Here is a 20,637-nt window from a genome sequence, read left to right as displayed (position 1 = left end):
CATCCTGCCGGAAACACTGAAGGGCAGGCGACATGGGCGACTATATTCTCGTCATTGATGAGGGCACCACTTCCACGCGAGCGATTGTATTTGACCGCGATCTGAATGAGGTCGCGCTCGCACAACAGGAAGTGCCGCTGTCCTATCCGAATGATGGTTGGGTCGAGCAGGACGGCGAGGAGATCTGGGACAAGACGGTGGATGTCTGCCGTAAAGCGATCGCCGAGGCGGGCGGTGTGGACCGCATTGCCGGGATTGGTATCACCAACCAGCGTGAGACGACGCTGGTCTGGGATCGCGCAACGGGCAAACCCATCGCGCCAGCAATCATCTGGCAGGACCGTCGCACGGCCGAGACGTGCGAGGCTTTGCGCAAGGCGGGTCATGAGGCGGCGGTTCAGGACGAGACCGGTCTGCTGATCGATCCCTATTTTTCCGGCACCAAAATTGGATGGGTGCTCGACAATGTGGAGGGTGCCCGAGCCCGCGCCGAAGCAGGCGAACTGGCTTTCGGAACCGTAGAGAGCTTCCTGATCTGGAAACTGACCGGAGGCAATTCGCACGTCACCGATGTCACCAACGCGTCGCGAACATTGCTTTATCGGCTTGGGCTCGGAGATACTGGAGGCTGGAGCGGCAAGATGTGCGCCACGCTGGGTGTGCCGATGAGCATATTGCCGCAGATTCGACAGAATGCTGATGATTTCGGCACCAGCGAGGAAAGCCTCTTCGGCAAGGCGCTGCCGATCCTGTCCGCGGCGGGCGATCAGCAATCGGCGCTTGTGGGGCAAGCTTGCCTGGAGCCCGGTACCGCCAAGATCACTTATGGCACCGGGGCGTTTCTCGTGGCTAACTGCGGTACCATTCGTCCGCAGTCGGCAAATCGCTTGTTGGGCACGGTCGGCTATGAAGTGGCGGGCAGGGGTGCGATGGCCCTGGAGGGCTCAATCTTCAATGCCGGAACCATAGTGCAATGGCTGCGTGACGATTTGCGCCTGATCGAGGATGCGGCCGAAAGTGCGGATGTGGCGGCGGCGCTCAGTGGCAATGGCGGGGTCTATATCGTTCCGGCCTTTACCGGGCTTGGCGCTCCGCATTGGGCGGCCGATGCGCGCGGCACGATCAGCGGCATTACCCGCGCCACCAAGGCCGAACATCTGGTGCGGGCGGGGCTGGAATCGGTCGCCTATCAGACGCGTGACTTGCTCGATGCTTTTGAAGCTGATGGCGTTGCGATCAAGGAACTGCGTGTCGATGGGGGCATGGTGGCGAATGACTGGTTGATGCAGTTCACGGCCGACATTTGCGAGCGTCCGATCCTGCGGCCTGACTATCGCGAGATGACGGCGCTTGGGGCCGCAGCTCTGGCGGCTATGCAGCTTGGATGGTTGGCTGCCGACGCGTGGGCCAGCCGCACTGTGCCCGGCACCCGGTTCGAACCGAAAATGGAAAAGACTGCTTCGGCCCGTTTGCGACGCGGCTGGGCGACGGCGCTTCGCAAGACGCTGGCCTGAGCGTCTATCAAGCGAAAACAAAAAAAGGGCGGACACGAGGTCCGCCCTTTTCTCATTTGTCGTTTGCGATCACTTACATGCCGCAGGTATTGGTCAGGAAGGTCTCGATTTCTTCCAGAACCTGTTCCTTGTGCTCAGGCAACCATTTGGCGCTCTGGTGACCCATCTGCTTCATGACAAGAAACTTGCTGTCAGGCTGCTTGTCCTTGATGGCATTGTAGAAGTCGCGGCTGTGGAAGATCGGCACGCGGACATCGTAGTCACCATGATAGATCAGGATCGGGATGTTGATCTTGTCCGTGTTCTTCATCGGGTCCATGCCCTTGACGGTGTCACCCTGAACAATGCGCTGGATGCGATTGTCGCCCCATTCATTGCCGAGCTTTGCAAGGTTCGAAACGCCCGCCCCAGCAATGGCACACTGGTAAGGGCTGTTCGGACGAACGGAAGCCGCAAATGCTGCAAACCCGCCATAGGAATAGCCATGAATGGCGATCTTGTCGGCATCGACATAGCCATTCTCGACCAGCCAGGCTGCGCCATCATCCTTGTCGTCCTGCATCTTCTGGCCCCATTCGCCGTCGCCAGCGCGCCAGAGTGCACGGCCCCAGCCATCACTTCCGCGATATTGCGGCTGCATGATGATGTATCCGCGGCTCGCGAAATACTGCGTCCAGCCTGACGAATCAAACCCGGCGCTATCACGGGCCCAGGGACCACCGTGCGGCACGATGATTGCGCCTTTGGCCTTCTGGCCTTCTTCAAAGCCGGCGGGCAGGGTGATGATCGCGGGGATCTGCAGGCCGTCGCGTGCAGAATAGTAGACGAACTTCGACTTGCCGAGATCCTCTACGTCGATCCACGGACGCTGGGATCCGATGACGGCGACCTTGGACTTGTCGACCAGCAGGAAGTAAGCGGGCGGCATGTCGGCGGCGCTGACCGCAAAGAGGACGCGATTGCGATCTGCCGTATAGTCGCTGATAGCCACATTCTTGCCCGGGAAGGCCGCATCCAGACCATCCTGAATGCTCTTCATCTCAGGATCGAGCCAATAGGTTTCCTGAACAGGGCCGCTGTAGGTAAATCCAAGAATGGCACCGAAGTCCTGCGCGCGATCAGAGAAGATCATGCCCGAGGCGTTGAACTCGGGATGTGCGAATACGGGATCGTCACTGAACGAGTCTGTGGACGCATCATACAGATAGATCGCGACCTTGTCGTCGAACTTGTCGGTCGCGACAAAGTAGTTTTCGGTATCGTTCTGCTTGCCGAGCACTTCCATATTGAAGCGATTGGCAATTTCGGTCGTCAGTGGCTCTTCTATCCGGAAATTGCCGTCATTATCCAGCAAGCTGATATATTGGCGCCAGGCACCATTTTCGTATTCGAGTTCCGTCCGTGCAACAGGCTCACCGGTTCGGGTGCTGACTTCAATTTGCTGCGTATCGCTTGCCTTGAAGAGGAATTTCTCGCGGCCATTCGAAAGATCATGTTCGAAATAGCTTGTTCCGTTCTTCGTGGAGGTACGGCGAAGGACGATCTTGGTTGGATCGAGCGGAAGCAGTGAGGCAATGCCGGTATCGCCTTCCAGTTCGAAACAGCGGAGCAACATCTTGTTTGCGCCAATTTCAGCGCGGCCATCCGGGAGGTCATCAATCTTCTTGATGCGCTCGTTCCCCATATAGACCTTTTGAAGGTATTTCTTGGTCGAGCCGGTTGTCTTGCCTTCGCCACAGCCTTCAAGGGCGCCGATATAGGGCTGGACCGTGAACCAGAGGGACTTCTTGTTCTTCAGCGCGCTTGCCCCGTAGAATTTGGTCTTTCCGCTGGAAGGCGTGATGTTCGAAGGGACGAGCGGCTTGGTGGTATCAATCTCGCCAGACAGGTCCCAATAGGCTGCTGCGCGCGCATCGCCATCCTTCGAGGGATCAGCAATCACGCCGACCAGCATGTCACCCTCAAGTGACATGGAGACGCTGGAAACCGACGGGAATTTCGCGAAGTCTTCTGCGGTCACCGGTTCAGCCTGTGCGGCCAATGATCCCGCAAGCGCACTGATCATACCAGCCGCCAAAATGCGATAGCGCATCAATGTATTCCTCCGAATTGGTTATGTTTACTATTTAAGTCGGGGCGGGGAGCGTCAAGCACGGTCATGCACTTATGCGACAAGAACCCGTCCGCAACTTATGGGAGCATGGCAAGATTGTGTCCCAAACAACACAGTTTGGTGGCAGAAAGTGCCTCGTGGGTGAAATTTGTGTCATGAAATCTTGTCACTTCCAAAACCGACGTTCAACGTAGCGGCAAGGCCTGCTGTAAATGCGGGTGCTGGGTGGAAAACACCGGGCTAATAGGTGAGCAAAAACATATTTCAGGGGAAATACTGATGAACAAACGACTGTTCCGTCGGTCGGTTTTCGGCAGTGTCGCTGTAGGCGCACTTGTCATTTCCGGCGCGGCTCAAGCCCAGGACGCAGATGCAGAATCTGAAGACGTTCTGGAAATCATTGACGAGGCTCCTCAGGATGAGTCCCGCCAAGAGAAGATCGTGGTTACCGGCTCCCTGCTGGCTCGCGATTCATTCTCCTCGTCTTCGCCGATTCAGGTGATCACGGCCGAAGTCGCAACGCTCGAAGGCCTGGTCGATACGGCCGCGCTTCTGCAGGGCTCTTCGCTCGCATCGGGCTCGACCCAGCTGAACAACACATTCCAGAATTTCGTCACCAATGGTGGTGTCGGTACGCAAACGCTCGACCTTCGCGGTTGTGGTGACACGCGTACGCTGGTTCTGGTCGACGGTAAGCGCCCAGGCGCTTCAGGTACGCGCGGCGCAGTTTCCGCACTCGACCTGAACGTCGTTCCACAGTCCATCATCTCCCGCGTTGAGATCCTCAAAGACGGTGCTTCGACCATCTATGGTTCGGACGCTGTTTGCGGCGTGGTCAACATCATCACACGTGATTCCGTGGATGACCTGGAACTGAACTTCAATGTCACGCAGCCCTTCGAAGAAGGTGGCGAGCAGTATTCCGCCAGCGCGGCATGGGGTTTTGAGCTTGGCGACAATGCGGCATTCACCCTGTCGGCTGAGTATCGTCTCTCCGAAGAACTCGACGCCAGCCAGCGCGATTACCTGTCCTGCCCACGCGATCTCGTGCGTGACCCGCAGACCGGTGGCCTGATTGACCGTCTGAACTATTCGGCTACGGCGACAGACCCGCGCAACACCTGTAGCAATCTGTACCACAATACGGCCATCGACCTGTTCTCAGGTGAGCGTCTCGTGCCTTCCCCGGACGGTGTGACGGGCGCGACGGCTTTCGGTGGTTCGATCCCGGGTTACCGCCCACGCGTCGGTACGGGCTATCTGGCCAGCGGCCAGCCATACTATGAAGACATTCTCGATGCGGCCTTCCTGGACAACTCGGACTTCATCCCGCGCAACGAGAACATTTCTCTCTTCGGCTCTGCCGACGTGACCTTTGCCGGTGTCGAATGGGATACGGAACTTCTCTTCAGCCGTCGTACGACGGACATCGAAGGTTGGCGCCAGTTCTTCCCGATCGTTGGCTCTTCACAAACGCCGTTTGGTGTTCTGCCGCAGTATGGCTACATCGCTGATCCGACCTATTCGAATGACATGAATTCGCTGGTCCAGATCGTGGCACCATTCCCGACGACCGATAAGGTTGAAGTCGACTACTTCTACGGCAGCACGTCGTTCTCCGGCGGCTTTGCTCCGGGCGTTCTCGACGCATGGTCCTGGAAAATCGATGGCACCTATTCGCGCGGCGAAGGTACCTACGAAGGCAACGAGATCCTGATCTCCCAGTCGGGTGACTGGAACTATGATGGCGTCGACTACAACGATGATGGCGTCCCAGACCTGGTTGGTCCTCCAACCATCAACCTGCTGGACCCTGATATCCTCAGCGGTGCTGCTGTAAACGACCTGGTTGCGGCCATTGGTGGCTACCAGACTGGTGAAACGGTCTATGAGCAGACCACTTTGACCGCGGTCGTTGCGGGTGAACTGTTCGAACTGCCAGCTGGTCCAATCGGTCTCGGCATCGGCGCTGAATATCGCGAATTCAGCATTGATGACACGCCAGGTGAACTGACCCAAAGCGGCGACATCTGGGGTTCTTCGACTGCAGGCCCGACCCGTGGCGAGAACACTGTCACCGAACTGTTCGCTGAAGTCGAAGTGCCGATCTTCAAAGGTCAGCCTTTTGCTGAAGATGTTACGTTCAACGGTTCTGTGCGTGGCTTCGAATACGACATCGGTGGTTCCGACTCGATCTACAAGGTCGGTCTGAACTGGCAGGTCAACCCGATCCTCCGGGCACGTTCGAGCTTTGGTACATCTTACCGTGCACCAGCGCTGTTCGAACTGTTCCTTCAGGACCAGACCGGCTTCGTATCTCAGACCTCGGTCGACCCATGTATCAACTGGGGCGATACCACTAACCAGAACATCCGTACCAACTGTGCAGCCGCAGGTATTCCTGACGACTTCACAGGCGGTCTCGGCGGTTCTGCTCTGATCACGACCTCTGGTGGTGGCGATGAGCTTGAATCCGAATCCGGTGAAACCTTCACCGCGGGTATCATCCTGACGCCGACTTTCGCCAACCTCAACATCGCGATCGACTACTACGAAGTTGAAATTCAGGACCAGATCACAAGCCTGAGCGGTGCTCAGATCGTCGGCGGTTGTTATGCAACAACGACCTTCCCGAACGATTTCTGTGACCTGTTCGAGCGTGATTCTGCGACGTCGCTGACGCCGTTCCAGCTCGACAACATTCAGGCCCTTACCCTGAACGTTGACTCCCAGCAGCAGCGCGGCATCGACCTTGAAGTTCGCTACGAAGAAGACTTCAACTTCGGTACGCTGACTGTCGAAACCTCGATGAACTGGGCTCTGGAGCGTTACATCAACGTCTTCGGTTCGGACTTCGTCTCGGGTGTGGAAGACAACGACTTCAACGGCACAATCGGTTATCCGAGTGTCGTAGGTGATGCGAACATCCGTTTGGACCGCGGCGACTGGACCTATTCCTGGTTCACGAACTTTGTTGGCCGTCAGGACAACAACCGCAACTTCAACGACGACCTGAACGAGCCAGCGGCCTATTTTGGTCTCGAGGGACAGTACAAGGTCTTCACCGAAGCTCAGTTCGAACATGGTGCTTCTGTCCGCTGGACAGGCGACACATGGACGATCACTGGCGGTATCCGCAACATCTTCGACGAAGCGCCACCGCAAGTGTCTGACATCATTCAGACCAGCGCAGGCAATACGCCGCTCAGCGCAACGGCTTACGACTATCGCGGTCGTCGTGCCTTCGTGAGCGTGTCCAAGACCTTCTAGGGTCGAAGACAAGTCCAATATTGCGAAAGGGCGGACCATATGGTCCGCCCTTTTTGCATTTGAGGCTGAATGCGATGGACAAACAGCCCGCGCGCGCCGGAAGACGCGCGCTCAGTGTCGCTGATTATCGGGAAATTCCTGGTGCCGCGAGGGAGAATTGAACTCCCGGCCTCATCATTACCAATGATGCGCTCTACCACTGAGCTACCGCGGCATTGCAGGAATGGAAAGCGGGCTTTAGCTTATGCAGACTGACATGAAAAGGCCGTTTTGCTGCGAAAAGCACCTCATATGAAAGACAAGGTAACAGGACAGGATAATGCCGCACGCCGGGCCGAGGCTCTGCGGTCGAATTTGCGACGCCGCAAGGCGGCTACGCGCAAGGCAAAGGCGCCCCCGGCTGAGTCGGATCCAGAGAAGAAATGAGCCTGCCGCTCAACTCTCAGGCTTATCTGCGTGGGCCGCACGGCTTTCTCGCTGCGGCCAGGGAAGAGAGCCTGTTCGTTCGGCAGAAACTGCCCTTTCTGGGCAAGTGCACGCTGGTGCTGGGCCATGCTGAATGTCTGGAATTCCTCAAGGATTCGGATCGTTTTGCGGTGGACGCGCGAAACGCCGGGTTTGATTCCCCGTTCGGCCTCAGATTTCTGCCCAAATCCCTGAAGACGCTGTCCAACAATCTGCTGTCGCTGGATGACCCTGACCATCTGCGCTTGCGCCGTCTGGTCGACCAGCCCTTCCGGCGCGTCTCGATCGACGCATTGAAGCCGCGTATTCGCGAAACCTGTGATCGGCTGGTGGCGGAGATGGTTGAAGCAGGCGAAGCGGATCTGGTTGAGGGGCTGTGCCGACAGCTGCCATTATTGGTGATCTATGACCTGCTGGGGTTCTCGGGCGAGATTCGAAACAAGCTTGATTCTGTCCTGCATGGCCTGACCGCGACAGCGAACATATTCAATGTGCTGCGCGGCCTGATGAAGCTTGGCGCGGTTCAGAGAATGCTGGCGGAGGAATTCGAGCGCGTCCGGCATGAACCCGGGCCAGGCCTCGTCACCGAACTCGTCCATGCTGAAGCCGATGGCGACCGCATGAGCAATGACGAGTTGGTTGCCATGGTGTTTGTCCTCTTCATCGCCGGACATGAGACGACGAAGCACCTGATCTCGTCAGCTGTCTACACGCTGCTGACCGAGCCGGACGCAGCGGATCAGTATCGGGGCATGGATGACGATGCGCGCGGCATCGCCGTGGATGAGCTCATGCGCTACTGCGCTCCGGTGCAGATGACCAAGCCGCGGCATGCACGCGAGGATCTGGAATTCCACGGCTTGTCAATGAAACGCGGCGAACGCCTTGTTGCCTTGCTTGCGGCGGCCAATATTGATCAGCGTGTGTTTGAGGGCCCTCGAAACCTGGACCTGACCCGCAGGCCCAATCGCCATCTTGGATGGGGTGGCGGGCCTCATATCTGCCTCGGCCTGCACTTGGCACGCGCCGAAGCGCAGGCGGCGCTCGATTGTCTTCTGGACGGCTGGCCGGGCCTCGCCCTGGGCGTTGAGCCGGAACGGCTGAAGTGGATTCCGCGCTCCGGCTTGCGAGGGCTTAAGCAACTGCCGGTAATATTTGGATAAAGTCTGTGCAGCCTTGCCACATTCAGGCCCTTCCAAAGCCGCGAAGCGCTGTATAAGGGCAATCCATGGATAAATTGCACATCAAGGGCGGCGCTCATCTGAATGGCCGCATTCCGGTTTCCGGCGCGAAGAACTCCGCTCTGAAGCTGATGGTCGCATGTTTGCTGACTGACGAGCCCATCACGCTTACCAATATGCCGAATCTGGCTGATACGCGCTTCCTTGCGCAATTGCTGGAAACGCTGGGCGTTGAAGTCTATTGGCCGAAGGGCGATTCGACCTGTCATCTGAACGGTGCTGAGCTGAAAAGCACGATCGCGCCATATGATCAGGTCCGCAAGATGCGGGCGAGTTTCAACGTGTTGGGGCCTCTGATTGCGCGTTCTGGCCATGCAACAGTCTCGCTGCCAGGTGGCTGTGCCATTGGTGCCCGACCGGTTGATCTGCACCTGCAGGCTCTGGAAGCGATGGGTGCGGATCTGCGTGTGGAGCAGGGTTATGTGAAGGCCGCCGCCATTCATGGCCTGAAGGGCGCGCACATCAATTTTGCCATGCCGAGCGTGGGTGCGACCGAGCATGCCATGCTGACTGCGACGCTTGCGCAGGGCGAGACCGTTCTGGAGAACGCCGCACGTGAGCCCGAGATTGAAGACTTGGCGGTTTGCCTGAACTCCATGGGCGCGAAGATCACGGGCGCTGGCACGTCCAAAATTCGCATTGAAGGCGTCGAGAAACTGAGCGGCACGACGCATTCCGTCATGCCGGACAGGATTGAGGCGGGCACATATGCCATGGCGGCTGCAGCGGCCGGCGGCGATGTTACGCTGGAGGGCGCTCCGGTGGCGGCCCTTGGTGCAATGATTGGCAAGCTGAGAGAGGCTGGCGTCACGGTCGAGGCCGACGAGGCCGCGGCCACTCTGCGCATCGTGCGGAATGGCTCTCGGCTCAAATCCGTCAGCGTATCGACCCAGCCGCATCCAGGCTTCCCGACCGACCTTCAGGCTCAGTTCATGGCCCTGATGAGTCTCGCGGACGGTACAAGCATCATTCGCGAAACGATTTTCGAAAACCGTTTCATGCATGCACCGGAACTCTCGCGTCTCGGCGCAGACATCACAGTGCGTGGGCAGGAGGCGGTCGTGAAAGGTGTACCTCAGCTGACCGCAGCGCCAGTCATGGCGACAGATTTGCGCGCATCGGTCTCTCTTGTGATTGCAGGGCTTGCCGCAGAGGGGGAGACTGTGGTGAACCGTATCTACCACCTCGATCGTGGATTTGAACGGCTGGAAGCGAAACTTAACGCCTGTGGCGCTAGCATTGAACGTCGATCCGAGGACGAAGACTAGGAATTGCTCAAGGGGCACTGATGGCTGATCACAAACCACTTCGTCTCCTCGCCGAAACGGCCGAGGATCTGGAAGTCATTTCCGCCGCCATTCAGGACAGTGTCGTGAAAGCGGGGAACCTGAAATATGAGTCCCGCCACAACCGGTTTGCGCTGGAGATAAACCGCTTTCGCTGGGAAGCGGGCGCGAAACGCGGCGACGGCCAGCGTGTGCGGTCGCTGCTGGCCTTCGATGGCGTGCTGGGCGCGAAGACCCGCGCTGTCACCAAGACCGACCCGGAAATGATCCTGTCGCTGTTGCAGGTGACCTTCACCCCGGCAGATGAGCCGCCGGGTGGAAAGATCACGCTGATCTTCGCAGGCGACGGAGAAATCGTCCTTGAGGTTGAAGTTCTGGATGCAACCTTGCTGGACAGTGACTATGTGTGGCCGACGCGCCGCCTTCCGAGCCACGAGCGGCGCCGGAGATAGACATGGTCCGCAGGTTTTTTGCCTCAAACGACGCCTTCAATGGTGAATTCGCCCAGTTCCTGGAGCAGGAACGCGGCACGGGTGAAGACGTTGCGAATACCGTAACGGGCATCCTGAAGGATGTGCAGGCACGCGGCGGCGAGGCCGTGGCCGAATACACGGCCAGGTTTGACGGTCTGCAACTGGACCCATCGACGCTGACATCCGACAATGTGAACCTGCACAGCCTGGCCGCGCAATGCCCGGCTGATTTGCGCGAAGCCATCGATTTTGCACATGATCGGATCGCCACATATCATGCGGCGCAGCGGCCCGCAGACCACAGTTTTACCGACTCAGCGGGAGTAGAGCTCGGCTGGCGCTGGACGGCGCTGGAAAGCGTCGGCGTCTATGTGCCGGGCGGCCGCGCGAGTTACCCCTCTTCGGTCCTGATGAATGTCGTGCCGGCCAAGATCGCCGGCGTTGAGCGCATCGTCATGGTTGCGCCCGCGCCCCAGGGCGAGCTGTCACCCGCGGTTGCATACGCCGCGCTGAAAGCTGGCGTTGAGGAATTTTACCCAATTGGTGGGGCGCAGGCCGTTGGCGCGCTGGCTTTTGGCACGTCAAACATGGCCCCGGTCGACAAGATTGTCGGCCCTGGCAATGCTTTCGTCGCAGAGGCCAAGCGCCAAGTATTTGGCCGCGTCGGCATCGACACGATTGCCGGCCCGTCAGAGATTTTGGTCATCGCAGACCATACGGCAAATCCGGACTGGATTGCCGCCGACCTGCTGTCTCAGGCCGAGCATGATCCCAGCAGCCAGTCGATCCTCATTGTTGTGGACCAGGCTGTGGGGGATTCTGTGGAAAGGGCTGTGGAAAACCAGTTGAAAACCCTGCCCACGGGCGAGCGAGCCCGCGAAAGCTGGATGAACAATGGCGCAATCGTCGTCGCACCTGATTTGCCTGCTGCAGCCTCCATCGCGAACCGCATCGCGGCTGAGCATCTGGAGCTGGCCGTGGAGGACCCGGATGCCCTGTTGCCACTGATCCGCCATGCCGGTGCGGTCTTTCTGGGCCACTATATGCCCGAGGCGCTGGGCGATTACGTCACCGGGTCGAACCACGTCTTGCCGACCAGCCGCGCCGCGCGCTTCTCGTCAGGCCTTGGTCTGTATGATTTTCTGAAACGGATGAGTGTTCAGCGTGTGGGCCCCGAGGGGTTTGCCGCGATTGCGCCCGCCGCCTTGCGCCTCGCCGAGGCAGAGCGCTTGCCAGCCCATGCGCGCTCCATCTCCATCCGCTCCAATCAGGGCACGGACGGGTGAGCAATGATCGGCTCATCGGCGTCGATATCGACGATGAGACCCTGGGCGCATCGGGCCCGGACGCCGAGCATGAGCGCCGCGTTGCCATTTTTGATCTGTTGGAAAGTAATTCCTTCAAGGTGATCGGTCAGGATGAGGGACCCTATCAGCTGAACCTGTCCAAAGCCGAGCGTCGGCTCGTCTTTGCCATTCGTACCGAGGCAGGCGAGGAGGTGCACACTTTCATCCTTTCACTCGGGCCGTTCCGGGGCGTGATCCGTGACTATTTCATGATCTGCGACAGCTATTACGATGCGATCCGAACCCAGTCGCCGCACCAGATCGAAGCCATCGATATGGCGCGGCGTGGCATCCATAATGAGGGTTCAGAACTTCTCGCCGAACGCCTTGAAGGCAAGATCGAAGTCGACTTCTCCACGTCGCGGCGGCTATTCACGCTGATCTGCGCCCTCCATGCCGGCCAAACGCGCGCAGCGGGCTAGGGAAATAATTCAAAGTCACCGAAGCGTATCCACTTGCTACACACGATCGCTCACGCAATGATACCGCTATCATAAAAAAGCGGAGGAAAGTCATGGCGAAACGGATTCTGATTGGGCTCGCGGGACTCGTGTCAGCAATTGCGCAAAGTGCGTGCAGTGCCATGGGGCAAGTTATGCCGGCCGACGAAATGGTGGTTGAACAGGTGCCAGTGGCGCTGGAAAAGCACCGCGTCGTTATCCTGACCGACATGGAAGCAGACCCGGACGACACCCAATCGCTGATCCGTCTCCTGCTCTATTCCAATGAGATCGACATCGAGGCGCTGGTGGCGACCACGTCGATCTGGAAGAAAAAGGATATTCGGCCCGATTCCATCCGCACGACACTTGGAAAGTATGGCGAGGTCTACGATACGCTCAGCCAGCACGCGCCGGATTATCCGGCGGAATCCGAGTTGCAGGACCTCGTGATGAGCGGTCAGCCGGGCTATGGCATGGCCAGCGTGGGGACCGGGCAATCGACAGAAGGGTCCGACGCCATCATTCGCCTGCTTGAGGCCGAGGATGACAGGCCACTGTGGATCTCCGTCTGGGGCGGGGCGAACACGCTGGCCCAGGCGCTGCATGATATCCGTGAAAAGAAGAGCGAGACAGACGCTGCGCACCTGATCTCGAAACTCCGTGTCTATACAATTTCGGATCAGGACGATAGCGGCATCTGGATGCGCCGCGAGTTTCCGAGCCTGTTTTACATTGTCAGCCCGGGCGAGTATGGCCGCTCCACCTGGACCGCTATAACGCGTGGCTTTCCCGGCTTCGAGGATCATATCTCGAACCAGTGGATCGCCGAAAACATCCAGCAAGATCATGGCCCGCTTGGCGCGCGCTATCCGGACGTGGTCTGGGGTATGGAAGGCGATACACCTGCCTATCTCTCCCTGATCCCGAACGGGCTCAACGTGCCGGACCGTCCGGACTGGGGCGGCTGGGGTGGTCGGTACGAACTCTATACGCCGAGTGCGGATGAGATCGGTGTCGGTCCCGGAAAGCTTGGTTCGGGCGGTGTGCCGCTGGACCCGGAACCGCGCCCGATCTGGACGAATGCGACCGACACCTACACGCCTTGGGTGGCGCAGAAGGATGGTCGGGCGATTGGCCCTGCAGAGGAAACCTATCACGACAATCATGTCACGTTGCTGCGGTGGAGAAGCGACCTCCAGCGTGACTTTGCTGCGCGCATGGACTGGACCATTTCATCCTATGAAGATGCGAACCATCCGCCGGCCGTGAAACTGGCTCATGCGCGCCAGTTCACCGCGAAGTCCGGAGAGCATATCGGATTGGATGCGTCTGGTACGTATGATCCGGATGGCGACAGCCTCAGCTATCACTGGTTCAATTATGCCGAAGCGGGGACTTTGGAGGCGCCCATAGACATGGGGCACGCCGTCAATGATTTCGATATCTGGTTCCAGTTGCCGGAGGTGGACCAGACGGAAACTGCGCACTTCATCGTGAAAGTCACCGATAAGGGAACGCCATCGCTGACACGCTATGAACGGGTGATTGTCACAATCGAGCCCTAAGCTGAGGAAAGTTCAGGTAAAACGGGCAAGGCTTGCCCCAGCGTCCGGTCTTTGTGACGTAGCGACACCGTGTATGATCGGACAAAACGATCCGGAGGAAACATGCACTACACCGAACTCCTGAAAGCACGGGAAGAACTGACAGGCCCCGGCGGCGAATTCGAGATCGTCGAGGCCGAAGTTCTGGGCAACCGGCTCCGCGTCTACAAGAACGCCCCGCCCAGTGTGCGGGAAGTCTGGCTGTCGACGCTCCAATTCCCCGAACGCGACTATCTGGTCTACCAGGATGAGCGTTGGACTTATGCGGATGCACATCGCGATGTGGCGTCGGCCGCCGCCTGGATGTTTGACCAGGGCGTAAAGCCCGGCGACCGTGTGGCGATCGCCATGCGCAACTATCCTGAATGGATGCTGCTATATTGGGCCTGTGTCTCGGTTGGAATTGCCGTGGTTGGCATGAATGCCTGGTGGACACCTGAGGAAATGGAATACGCGCTAAAGGACTCCGAGCCCAAGATCCTGTTTGCGGACTCAGAGCGGCTGGAGCGGGTGCTCGCCATTTCCGGCGCGGCCGACAAGATGAAGATCGTCGGTGTACGCGCGCCGGATGCGCCATCGCCTGTCATCCAATGGTCAGACGTGTTGGCCCATGGCGGCGCATTGCCGGATGTCAGTGTCGACCCCGACGCGGATGCTTGCATCTTCTATACATCCGGCACGACCGGTTTCCCGAAAGGCGCACAGCTGACCCATCGGGGGTGCGTGTCCAATTTGCTGAACATGGCATTTGCGGGGGCTTCCACCCAGCTCGCGACCGCGCGCGCCACGGGGGAAATGCCACCCGAAGAAGCGCCGGTTCCGGTTGGCCTGATCACGACGCCGCTCTTCCATGTCACGGCGAACAATTGCGCCGCGTATCTCATTACCGCTGCGGGCGGCAAGATCGTGCTGATGTATCGCTGGGACGCGGGCGAGGCGCTGAAACTGGTTGAGACCGAGAAGGTCACGGCGATGAGCGGCGTCCCCATCATGGCCCGCGAACTGATCAACCATCCAGACTTCGAAAAGACAGACACGTCCAGCCTGGCAACGCTGGGCGGGGGCGGCGCGCAATTGCCGCCGGACCTTGTTCAAAAGATCGACTCCACGGTGGCAACCGCCCGGCCGAATACCGGTTACGGCATGACCGAAACCTGCGGCATCATCACATCTGTTGCGGCCGACTTCTTCATCGACAAGCCCGACAGCGCTGGCCCGGCCATGCCCAATTTCGAGGCCAAGTGCGTCAATGATCTTGGTGAGACCGTCGCGCAGGGCGAAGTTGGCGAGCTGTGGGTGCGCGGCTCTTCGGTCATCAAAGGCTATATCAATCGACCTGAGGCGACGGCAGAATCGATTACCGATGGGTGGTTGCATACCGGCGACATTGCCCGGATCGACGAGCATGGTTTCATCTTTATTGTGGACCGCAAGAAAGACATGGTGCTGCGCGGCGGCGAGAACGTCTATTGCGCCGAGGTCGAGGCGGCGATCTATCGTCACCCGTCCGTGGCAGAGTGCAGCGTCTTCGGCGTACCGGATGACCGGTTGGGCGAAGAGGTCGGCGTGGCCGTCGTGCTGAAACCGGGCGAAGACCTGGCTGCCGTTACCCTTCGTGAGCATTGCGCGGGCATCATGGCGAAGCACAAGGTGCCGCGTTATGTCTGGTTCCTCACTGCACTGCCGCGCAATGCCAGCGGCAAGTTCATCAAGCGCGACCTGAAAGAACAGCTGACCAAGGAACTGGATAGCGCAGCGGCGAACTAGCGCATGACAGTAGCGATTATTTTGAGCAAGCCCTCCAGCCTCTGGGGGGCTTGCCTCGTTTTGGGGAAAGCCATTCTGCCGCGCGCCAGGAATGGCGACCCCGGCAGGATTCGAACCTGCGACCGTCCGATTAGAAGTCGGGTGCTCTATCCAGCTGAGCTACGGGGCCGGATCGTGGCCGGCGGGCATCCTAGTGTGTCCAGGGCTGCTTGCGATTGGCGTCGAAGTTAGCGCTATAGGACTTTACAAGCCGTTTCCGCTCTTCAGATGGCGTAACCGTAAATGTCAGGCCCTTGCTCTTGGCATACTCGATCGCCTGTTCCTGCGTCTCGAAGGAAAGGCGGATCTGTCCGGACGTGTCGTCAATGCTGGTCCAGCCCATGAGGGGGTCTGCCGAGCGCTTGGCGTCATTGTTCACGAATTCGAGAATCCAGGCTTTGGTCTTGCCTCTGCCGGAGGTCATCGCGCTTTTGGCGGGCTTGTAGATACGCGCTTGCATGATGAACCTCACCGCTAAGAAAGTGAATGGTCGGAGCGAGAGGATTCGAACCTCCGACCCTCTGGTCCCAAACCAGATGCGCTACCAGGCTGCGCTACGCTCCGGACTCCCGTAATAATGGGGTCGCGCCACGGCGCAAGCCCCTTTCGGCTGTGAATTCAGTCTTTTGTGCGCAAGCGTCGCACCAGACCCTCTTGCGCAACGCTTGCCACGAGGTCTCCGGCCATATTGAAGATCATTCCGCGATTGAATCCACGTCCTTTGCCGGCAAATGGGCTGTCCATGGAGTAGAGGTGCCACTCATCGAATTTGATGGGTCCATGCAGCCACATCGCGTGATCCAGGCTGGCCGACATCAATTCCTTGTGGTTCAGCCAGGTAATGCCGTGCGGGCGATAGCTGGAGCTGAGCAGGGCCATGTCGGAGGCATAGGCCAGCAGGCAATGGTGCAGCGCCGGCGGCACGTCGATGGGGCGGCTGACCCGGAACCAGATATTGTGGTGATCGTCTGCGATTTCGGGATGGATCAGGTCCAGCGGGGCCACGTCGCGGATTTCGATGTCGCGTTCGCGGGCAAAATCCTCGCGTAGGGCCTCGGGCAGGCGGTCGGCGATTTCCAGGCGGCGTTCGCGAAGATCCTTCAGGCCGTCGGGGCCGTCCACTTCCGGCATCTTGTGCTGGTGTTCCCAGCTCTCCTCGTCGGTCTGGAAGCTCGCCGCCATGTTGAAAATCTGTTTTCCGTGCTGGATCGCCACCACGCGCCGCGTCGTGAAGCTGCCGCCATCACGGGAATGGTCAACCTGATAGATGATCGGCACTTTCGGGTCGCCGGGACGGATGAAATAGGCATGGAGCGAGTGGCATGTCCGGTCTTCCGGCACGGTGCGGTAGGCCGCCACCAGCGACTGAGCGATGACCTGACCGCCGAAAACCCGCTGGCTGGCGCGCTCATCCGGGCTCTGGCCACGGAACAGGTCCAGCTCCAGGCGCTCGATATCGAGCAGGGACAGAAGGTCTCCAACAGGGTCGGTCATGCGTGGTCTCCAAATCGTGTGATCAGCAGCTAGCAGAGGCATTCGTGGATGCAAACTGTGCAAGTGCGCGATTCCTGTCCAATCCACCTTTCTCTGGTCACAACATGTTCACCATATTCCGGTATTGGCAGGTATCATGGTTAATCCCGCCGCTCTTCCTGCCGCCGTCCCGTTTCGCGATTCCTTCTCGCAAATGAAGCGTGATCTCGATTTTTTACGCATGGCGATCCGGATGCACAAGCTGATCGGCGACGTTACGCCGGACTCCCGGCAACTCGTTGCGGATGATTTCGAGGAGAGTGTCGACAAGCATGCCGGGAACATCGCGTTTCGGTTTGAAGGCAAGCTCACCACATATGCCGAATTCGATGCCACCGCGAACCGGATTGCCCATTGGGCGCTGGCGCACGGTCTGAAAGCCGGCGACCGGGTTGCGCTCTGCATGGAGAATTGCCCGGACTATGTCGCGATCTGGGTCGGCCTCGCCAAGGTTGGCGTCGTCACCGCCCTGGTGAACACGCATCTGGAAGGGGAGTCCCTGAAACATTGCCTCGCCATTTCCGACGCCACTCATGTGATTACAGGCCCGCATCAGGACCATGCGGTCTGTTCTGTCACGGCTGGAATGGAAAATGCCCCGAAGGTCTGGACCCTGGGCGGCGCCCATGGCGAAGACATCGCGGCCATGATGCCCAATCTCTCGTCGGAACGGCCGTCGCGCGAATTGCGCGCGCAGCTGCGCGGCAAGGACATGTGCCTCCTGATCTACACGTCCGGCACGACGGGCATGCCCAAGGCAACCCGGATCACGAATTCCCGCCTTCAGATCATGCTGCGCACCTTTATCGCGCCTTGCTATACCGGCCCGCGGGACCGGGTTTACATCACGCTGCCCCTGTATCACGGGACGGGCGGCATTTGCGGCGTCGGCCAGGCCATGATGAGCGGCGCCAGCATCGTGCTGCGCCGGAAATTCTCGGCCAGCGCCTTCTGGGATGATGTGGTTGATGAAGGCGTCACCTCGATCGTCTATATTGGCGAACTGTGTCGCTACCTCCTCAATCGCCCGCCGCACCCCAAGGAGCGGGCGCACCGGCTGCAGACAGGGTTCGGAAACGGCCTGCGCCCGGAAATCTGGACGGAATTTCGCGAGCGGTTCAACATTCGGCATCTCGTGGAATTCTATGCCGCGACGGATGGCAATGTGAATTTGATGAGCATTGACGGCACCGTGGGCGCGGTCGGGCGCATTCCGAAATGGCTCAAGGCGCGGTTTGACCATGTCGAGTTCGTGAAGTTTGATCTCGAAACGGAAGACGTTGTTCGCGGCGAGGATGGATTCGTGATCCGCGCGGAGACGAATGAGCCTGGCGAAATGCTGGGGCGTATTGCGGATACTGAATTCGAGTTCGCGGGATATCATGACCCGAAGGCGACGGAGAAGAAGATTCTCCGGGACGTGTTTGAACCCGGAGACAAATGGTTCCGGACGGGGGATCTGATGCGCAAGGACGAAAATGGCTATGTCTACTTCGTTGACCGGGTTGGCGACACGTTCCGCTGGAAGGGAGAGAATGTCTCCACCAGCGAAGTGAGCGATGCGATGATCCGCGCTGACGGGATTGCCACGGCGAATGTCTATGGGGTAGAAATTCCGGGGACGGAAGGTAAGGCTGGCATGGCGGCGGTTACGTTGAGTGGCGACGTCGATTTCGAAAGCCTGCACTATGAGCTGTCTTCAAGCCTGCCCGCCTATGCCATCCCGATTTTTATTCGTATCCAGCGCGAGCCTGATACGACCGGCACAATGAAGTATCGCAAAGTGGAACTGATGAAAGAGGGCTACAATCCGGACATGGTCGATGACCCGATCTGGATGTACCATCCCGACCGGCGCCAATATGTGCCGTTCACGCAGGACCGGTATGACTCGCTGATCTCCGGCGCGTTCCGCTTCTAGGTCTCAGGCGACCCGGCCCATGCGCTCTTCGAGCCGCGTGGAAAACCAGGAAATGATCCGCCGCCACAGCTCGTCCTTCAGGATGGCGCCTTCCACATCATGGTCAATCGACGGGTTGTCATTGATCTCGATGATCACGACGCCTTGGTCGGTTTCCTTCAGGTCCACGCCATAGAGGCCATCGCCAATCAGGCGCGCGCCGCGTACGGCGGCGTCAACCACGTCTGGCGGTGCATCCTCGACCGGGAAAGTGGTGAAGCCTCCCTCGCTCGTCTTGCCATCCGGACCATGTTTCACAATCTGCCAGTGGCCGCGTGCCATACGGTATTGGCAGGCATAGAGCGGTTCGCCATTGAGGACCCCTATACGCCAATCGAACTTCGTCGGAATGAATTCCTGAGCAATGATCAGGGCCGTGTCCTTGAACATCTGCTTTGCGCCTGCGCGGAGTTCCTCGAGAGAGCGCGCCTTGACCATATTGGTACCGAAGGAACCGTCTGGCGTCTTCAACACGACTGGATTGCCCAAGGTCTCGAACACGGCGGCAAGGTCAGACTTCTCATCGAGAATGAGCGTGTGTGGAATAGGCAAGCCAGCCTTTTCCAAGATCTCCTTCAGGAAGACCTTGTTGGTGCACCGGATCATGGATTGCGTGTCGTCAATGACGGGCATGCCTTCCTGTTCGGCGCGGCGGGCGAACTTGTAGGTGTAGTTATCAATCTGGGTCGTGGCGCGGATGAACAGGGCGTCAAACTCGGCAAGACTGGTCAGGTCCGATGGTTCGATTGTCTCAACCTCAACGCCCATCTTGGCAGCGACATCCGCGAGGCGCTTGATGGAGGAGGGCTTCGACGGCGCGGTCTTTTCATGCGGATCGACCAGCACGGCCAGCGCCCATTTGGCGGGGGCTTTGGACTTCGGCTCGCTGATGCGCCCGCTTGTGTAAGCCTGCATTGCCTCAAGGAAGAACTCCCGGCGCTCGCCTTTCAGCTTGTGAGGCGGCACCATCCGGACACGGCCAATGCCGTGCGGAGATTTCGGGTCCAGTTCGACTTCAAGCGCCGGCACGCGGAACCAGTCGGAGACCTCGCGGGCAAGACGCTCATAACCTGGCGTTTCCGGCTTGGAAAAGGCAACGAAGAGACGCTCGATCTCCGGCGCGCCCTTGGCGCGGGCTTCGCGCAGGCGTTCGCCCAGATCGGGCAGGGCGTGCCTGTAGAGTCCCTTGGCGGATAGTTCCACCATGGTCTGGACGCTGGGGCTGACCCGGTGCCCGCGCGCTTCGGCCAGCAGCGAGGCGTAATAGCCTTCTGACTGGTAGCCATAGGACCGGCAGAGATTCAGGATGTAGGGCCGTCGCCCGGAAAAAAGCGCCGGCTTGGTGATATAGTCTGATACCTTCAGCACCTTGTGAGGCGTCTCAGCCTGAGAGATGTCGTTGGCGGATTCTACGAGTACGACCCAATCGGTCATTGATCCTCTCTCGAGACGCCGGCCAGCGGCTTCTCTAATCTAAGTGCGGCTTCTCCATCGGGATAATAGCCTGCGGCGCGCGCCATTACGCGATAACCATGGCGTTCGTAAAGACGCTTTGCGCGGCTATTTGTTTCGCGCACTTCGAG

Annotated in this window: 15 protein-coding genes and 3 tRNA genes; 11 read left to right on the top strand and 7 right to left on the bottom strand. The window is 59.0% G+C overall.

The features are described from left to right. The first annotated feature begins 32 nt into the window (after positions 1-32). Positions 33-1,514, top strand: a complete 1,482-nt coding sequence (gene glpK, locus B2344_RS00885) for a glycerol kinase GlpK (protein WP_290484460.1) — start codon at positions 33-35, stop codon at positions 1,512-1,514. 73 nt (positions 1,515-1,587) lie between these two features. On the opposite strand, the gene B2344_RS00880 is transcribed toward glpK, so the two are convergent. Then, positions 1,588-3,606, bottom strand: coding sequence for an alpha/beta hydrolase family protein (locus B2344_RS00880; protein WP_290482914.1), 2,019 nt, complete (start codon positions 3,604-3,606; stop codon positions 1,588-1,590). Between the two features lie 300 nt (positions 3,607-3,906). Between B2344_RS00880 and B2344_RS00875 the strand changes: the two genes are divergently transcribed. Further along, complete coding sequence (locus B2344_RS00875) at positions 3,907-6,897, top strand: TonB-dependent receptor domain-containing protein (protein ID WP_206990988.1); 2,991 nt, start codon at positions 3,907-3,909, stop codon at positions 6,895-6,897. Positions 6,898-7,036: 139 nt separating this feature from the next. Here the strand turns inward: B2344_RS00875 and B2344_RS00870 are convergent. Then, a tRNA-Thr gene (locus B2344_RS00870) sits at positions 7,037-7,111 on the bottom strand. Between the two features lie 77 nt (positions 7,112-7,188). Here B2344_RS00870 and B2344_RS00865 point away from each other — a divergent pair. The 8 genes from B2344_RS00865 (at position 7,189) to B2344_RS00830 (ending at position 15,522) form a co-directional block, all read left to right on the top strand. Continuing rightward, positions 7,189-7,323 (top strand): hypothetical protein, encoded by a 135-nt coding sequence (locus B2344_RS00865; RefSeq protein ID WP_290484459.1) that lies wholly within the window; start codon positions 7,189-7,191, stop codon positions 7,321-7,323. Next, on the top strand, positions 7,320-8,525 hold the full coding sequence (locus tag B2344_RS00860) for a cytochrome P450 (RefSeq protein WP_290484458.1): 1,206 nt from the start codon (positions 7,320-7,322) through the stop codon (positions 8,523-8,525). The genes B2344_RS00865 and B2344_RS00860 overlap by 4 nt, the downstream gene beginning before the upstream one ends. A 65-nt stretch (positions 8,526-8,590) precedes the next feature. Then, complete coding sequence (gene murA, locus B2344_RS00855; RefSeq protein ID WP_290484457.1) at positions 8,591-9,871, top strand: UDP-N-acetylglucosamine 1-carboxyvinyltransferase; 1,281 nt, start codon at positions 8,591-8,593, stop codon at positions 9,869-9,871. Between the two features lie 20 nt (positions 9,872-9,891). Next, positions 9,892-10,341, top strand: a complete 450-nt coding sequence (locus B2344_RS00850) for a DUF2948 family protein (RefSeq protein ID WP_206990985.1) — start codon at positions 9,892-9,894, stop codon at positions 10,339-10,341. A gap of 2 nt (positions 10,342-10,343) precedes the next feature. Further along, positions 10,344-11,648 (top strand): histidinol dehydrogenase, encoded by a 1,305-nt coding sequence (hisD, locus tag B2344_RS00845; RefSeq protein WP_290484456.1) that lies wholly within the window; start codon positions 10,344-10,346, stop codon positions 11,646-11,648. Then, positions 11,645-12,130: a UPF0262 family protein gene (locus B2344_RS00840; protein ID WP_206990983.1), complete on the top strand. Its 486-nt coding sequence runs from the start codon at positions 11,645-11,647 to the stop codon at positions 12,128-12,130. Before hisD ends, B2344_RS00840 begins: the two co-directional genes overlap by 4 nt. A gap of 92 nt (positions 12,131-12,222) precedes the next feature. After that, positions 12,223-13,716, top strand: a complete 1,494-nt coding sequence (locus B2344_RS00835) for a DUF1593 domain-containing protein (RefSeq protein ID WP_290484455.1) — start codon at positions 12,223-12,225, stop codon at positions 13,714-13,716. A 102-nt stretch (positions 13,717-13,818) separates the two neighbouring features. Then, positions 13,819-15,522: a class I adenylate-forming enzyme family protein gene (locus B2344_RS00830; protein ID WP_206990982.1), complete on the top strand. Its 1,704-nt coding sequence runs from the start codon at positions 13,819-13,821 to the stop codon at positions 15,520-15,522. Positions 15,523-15,614: 92 nt separating this feature from the next. Here B2344_RS00830 and B2344_RS00825 read toward each other — a convergent pair. From B2344_RS00825 to B2344_RS00810, 4 genes are all read right to left on the bottom strand, one after another. Beyond that, positions 15,615-15,691, bottom strand: a tRNA-Arg gene (locus tag B2344_RS00825). A gap of 21 nt (positions 15,692-15,712) precedes the next feature. Beyond that, complete coding sequence (locus B2344_RS00820) at positions 15,713-16,021, bottom strand: ETC complex I subunit (protein WP_034811260.1); 309 nt, start codon at positions 16,019-16,021, stop codon at positions 15,713-15,715. Between the two features lie 27 nt (positions 16,022-16,048). Next, positions 16,049-16,125, bottom strand: a tRNA-Pro gene (locus tag B2344_RS00815). 54 nt (positions 16,126-16,179) lie between these two features. Continuing rightward, positions 16,180-17,055 (bottom strand): acyl-CoA thioesterase, encoded by an 876-nt coding sequence (locus tag B2344_RS00810; RefSeq protein ID WP_034811262.1) that lies wholly within the window; start codon positions 17,053-17,055, stop codon positions 16,180-16,182. Between the two features lie 136 nt (positions 17,056-17,191). On the opposite strand from B2344_RS00810, the gene B2344_RS00805 reads away from it, so the two are divergent. After that, the gene (locus tag B2344_RS00805; protein WP_290483394.1) at positions 17,192-19,015 is read left to right on the top strand and encodes a long-chain-acyl-CoA synthetase; all 1,824 of its coding nucleotides are present in this window, start codon (positions 17,192-17,194) and stop codon (positions 19,013-19,015) included. Positions 19,016-19,018: 3 nt separating this feature from the next. Here B2344_RS00805 and B2344_RS00800 read toward each other — a convergent pair whose 3' ends face one another. Continuing rightward, complete coding sequence (locus tag B2344_RS00800; protein WP_290483393.1) at positions 19,019-20,488, bottom strand: RimK family protein; 1,470 nt, start codon at positions 20,486-20,488, stop codon at positions 19,019-19,021. Positions 20,489-20,637: the final 149 nt, after the last annotated feature.

It is taken from the genome of Hyphomonas sp. UBA3195, from assembly GCF_002366485.1.
In the GTDB taxonomy this organism is placed as follows: Bacteria; Pseudomonadota; Alphaproteobacteria; order Caulobacterales; family Hyphomonadaceae; genus Hyphomonas.
Note: the sequence above shows the minus strand (reverse complement) of the source record. Positions and strands in the feature narration are given on the sequence as shown.

Coding starts and splice junctions, on each gene's coding strand:
- B2344_RS00830 (WP_206990982.1), top strand. CDS start 13,819: ATGCACTACACCGAACTCCTGAAAGCACGGGAAGAACTGACAGGCCCC.
- hisD (WP_290484456.1), top strand. CDS start 10,344: ATGGTCCGCAGGTTTTTTGCCTCAAACGACGCCTTCAATGGTGAATTC.
- murA (WP_290484457.1), top strand. CDS start 8,591: ATGGATAAATTGCACATCAAGGGCGGCGCTCATCTGAATGGCCGCATT.
- glpK (WP_290484460.1), top strand. CDS start 33: ATGGGCGACTATATTCTCGTCATTGATGAGGGCACCACTTCCACGCGA.
- B2344_RS00805 (WP_290483394.1), top strand. CDS start 17,192: ATGGTTAATCCCGCCGCTCTTCCTGCCGCCGTCCCGTTTCGCGATTCC.
- B2344_RS00860 (WP_290484458.1), top strand. CDS start 7,320: ATGAGCCTGCCGCTCAACTCTCAGGCTTATCTGCGTGGGCCGCACGGC.
- B2344_RS00835 (WP_290484455.1), top strand. CDS start 12,223: ATGGCGAAACGGATTCTGATTGGGCTCGCGGGACTCGTGTCAGCAATT.
- B2344_RS00850 (WP_206990985.1), top strand. CDS start 9,892: ATGGCTGATCACAAACCACTTCGTCTCCTCGCCGAAACGGCCGAGGAT.
- B2344_RS00800 (WP_290483393.1), bottom strand. CDS start 20,488: ATGACCGATTGGGTCGTACTCGTAGAATCCGCCAACGACATCTCTCAG.
- B2344_RS00880 (WP_290482914.1), bottom strand. CDS start 3,606: ATGCGCTATCGCATTTTGGCGGCTGGTATGATCAGTGCGCTTGCGGGA.
- B2344_RS00810 (WP_034811262.1), bottom strand. CDS start 17,055: ATGACCGACCCTGTTGGAGACCTTCTGTCCCTGCTCGATATCGAGCGC.
- B2344_RS00875 (WP_206990988.1), top strand. CDS start 3,907: ATGAACAAACGACTGTTCCGTCGGTCGGTTTTCGGCAGTGTCGCTGTA.
- B2344_RS00865 (WP_290484459.1), top strand. CDS start 7,189: ATGAAAGACAAGGTAACAGGACAGGATAATGCCGCACGCCGGGCCGAG.
- B2344_RS00820 (WP_034811260.1), bottom strand. CDS start 16,021: ATGCAAGCGCGTATCTACAAGCCCGCCAAAAGCGCGATGACCTCCGGC.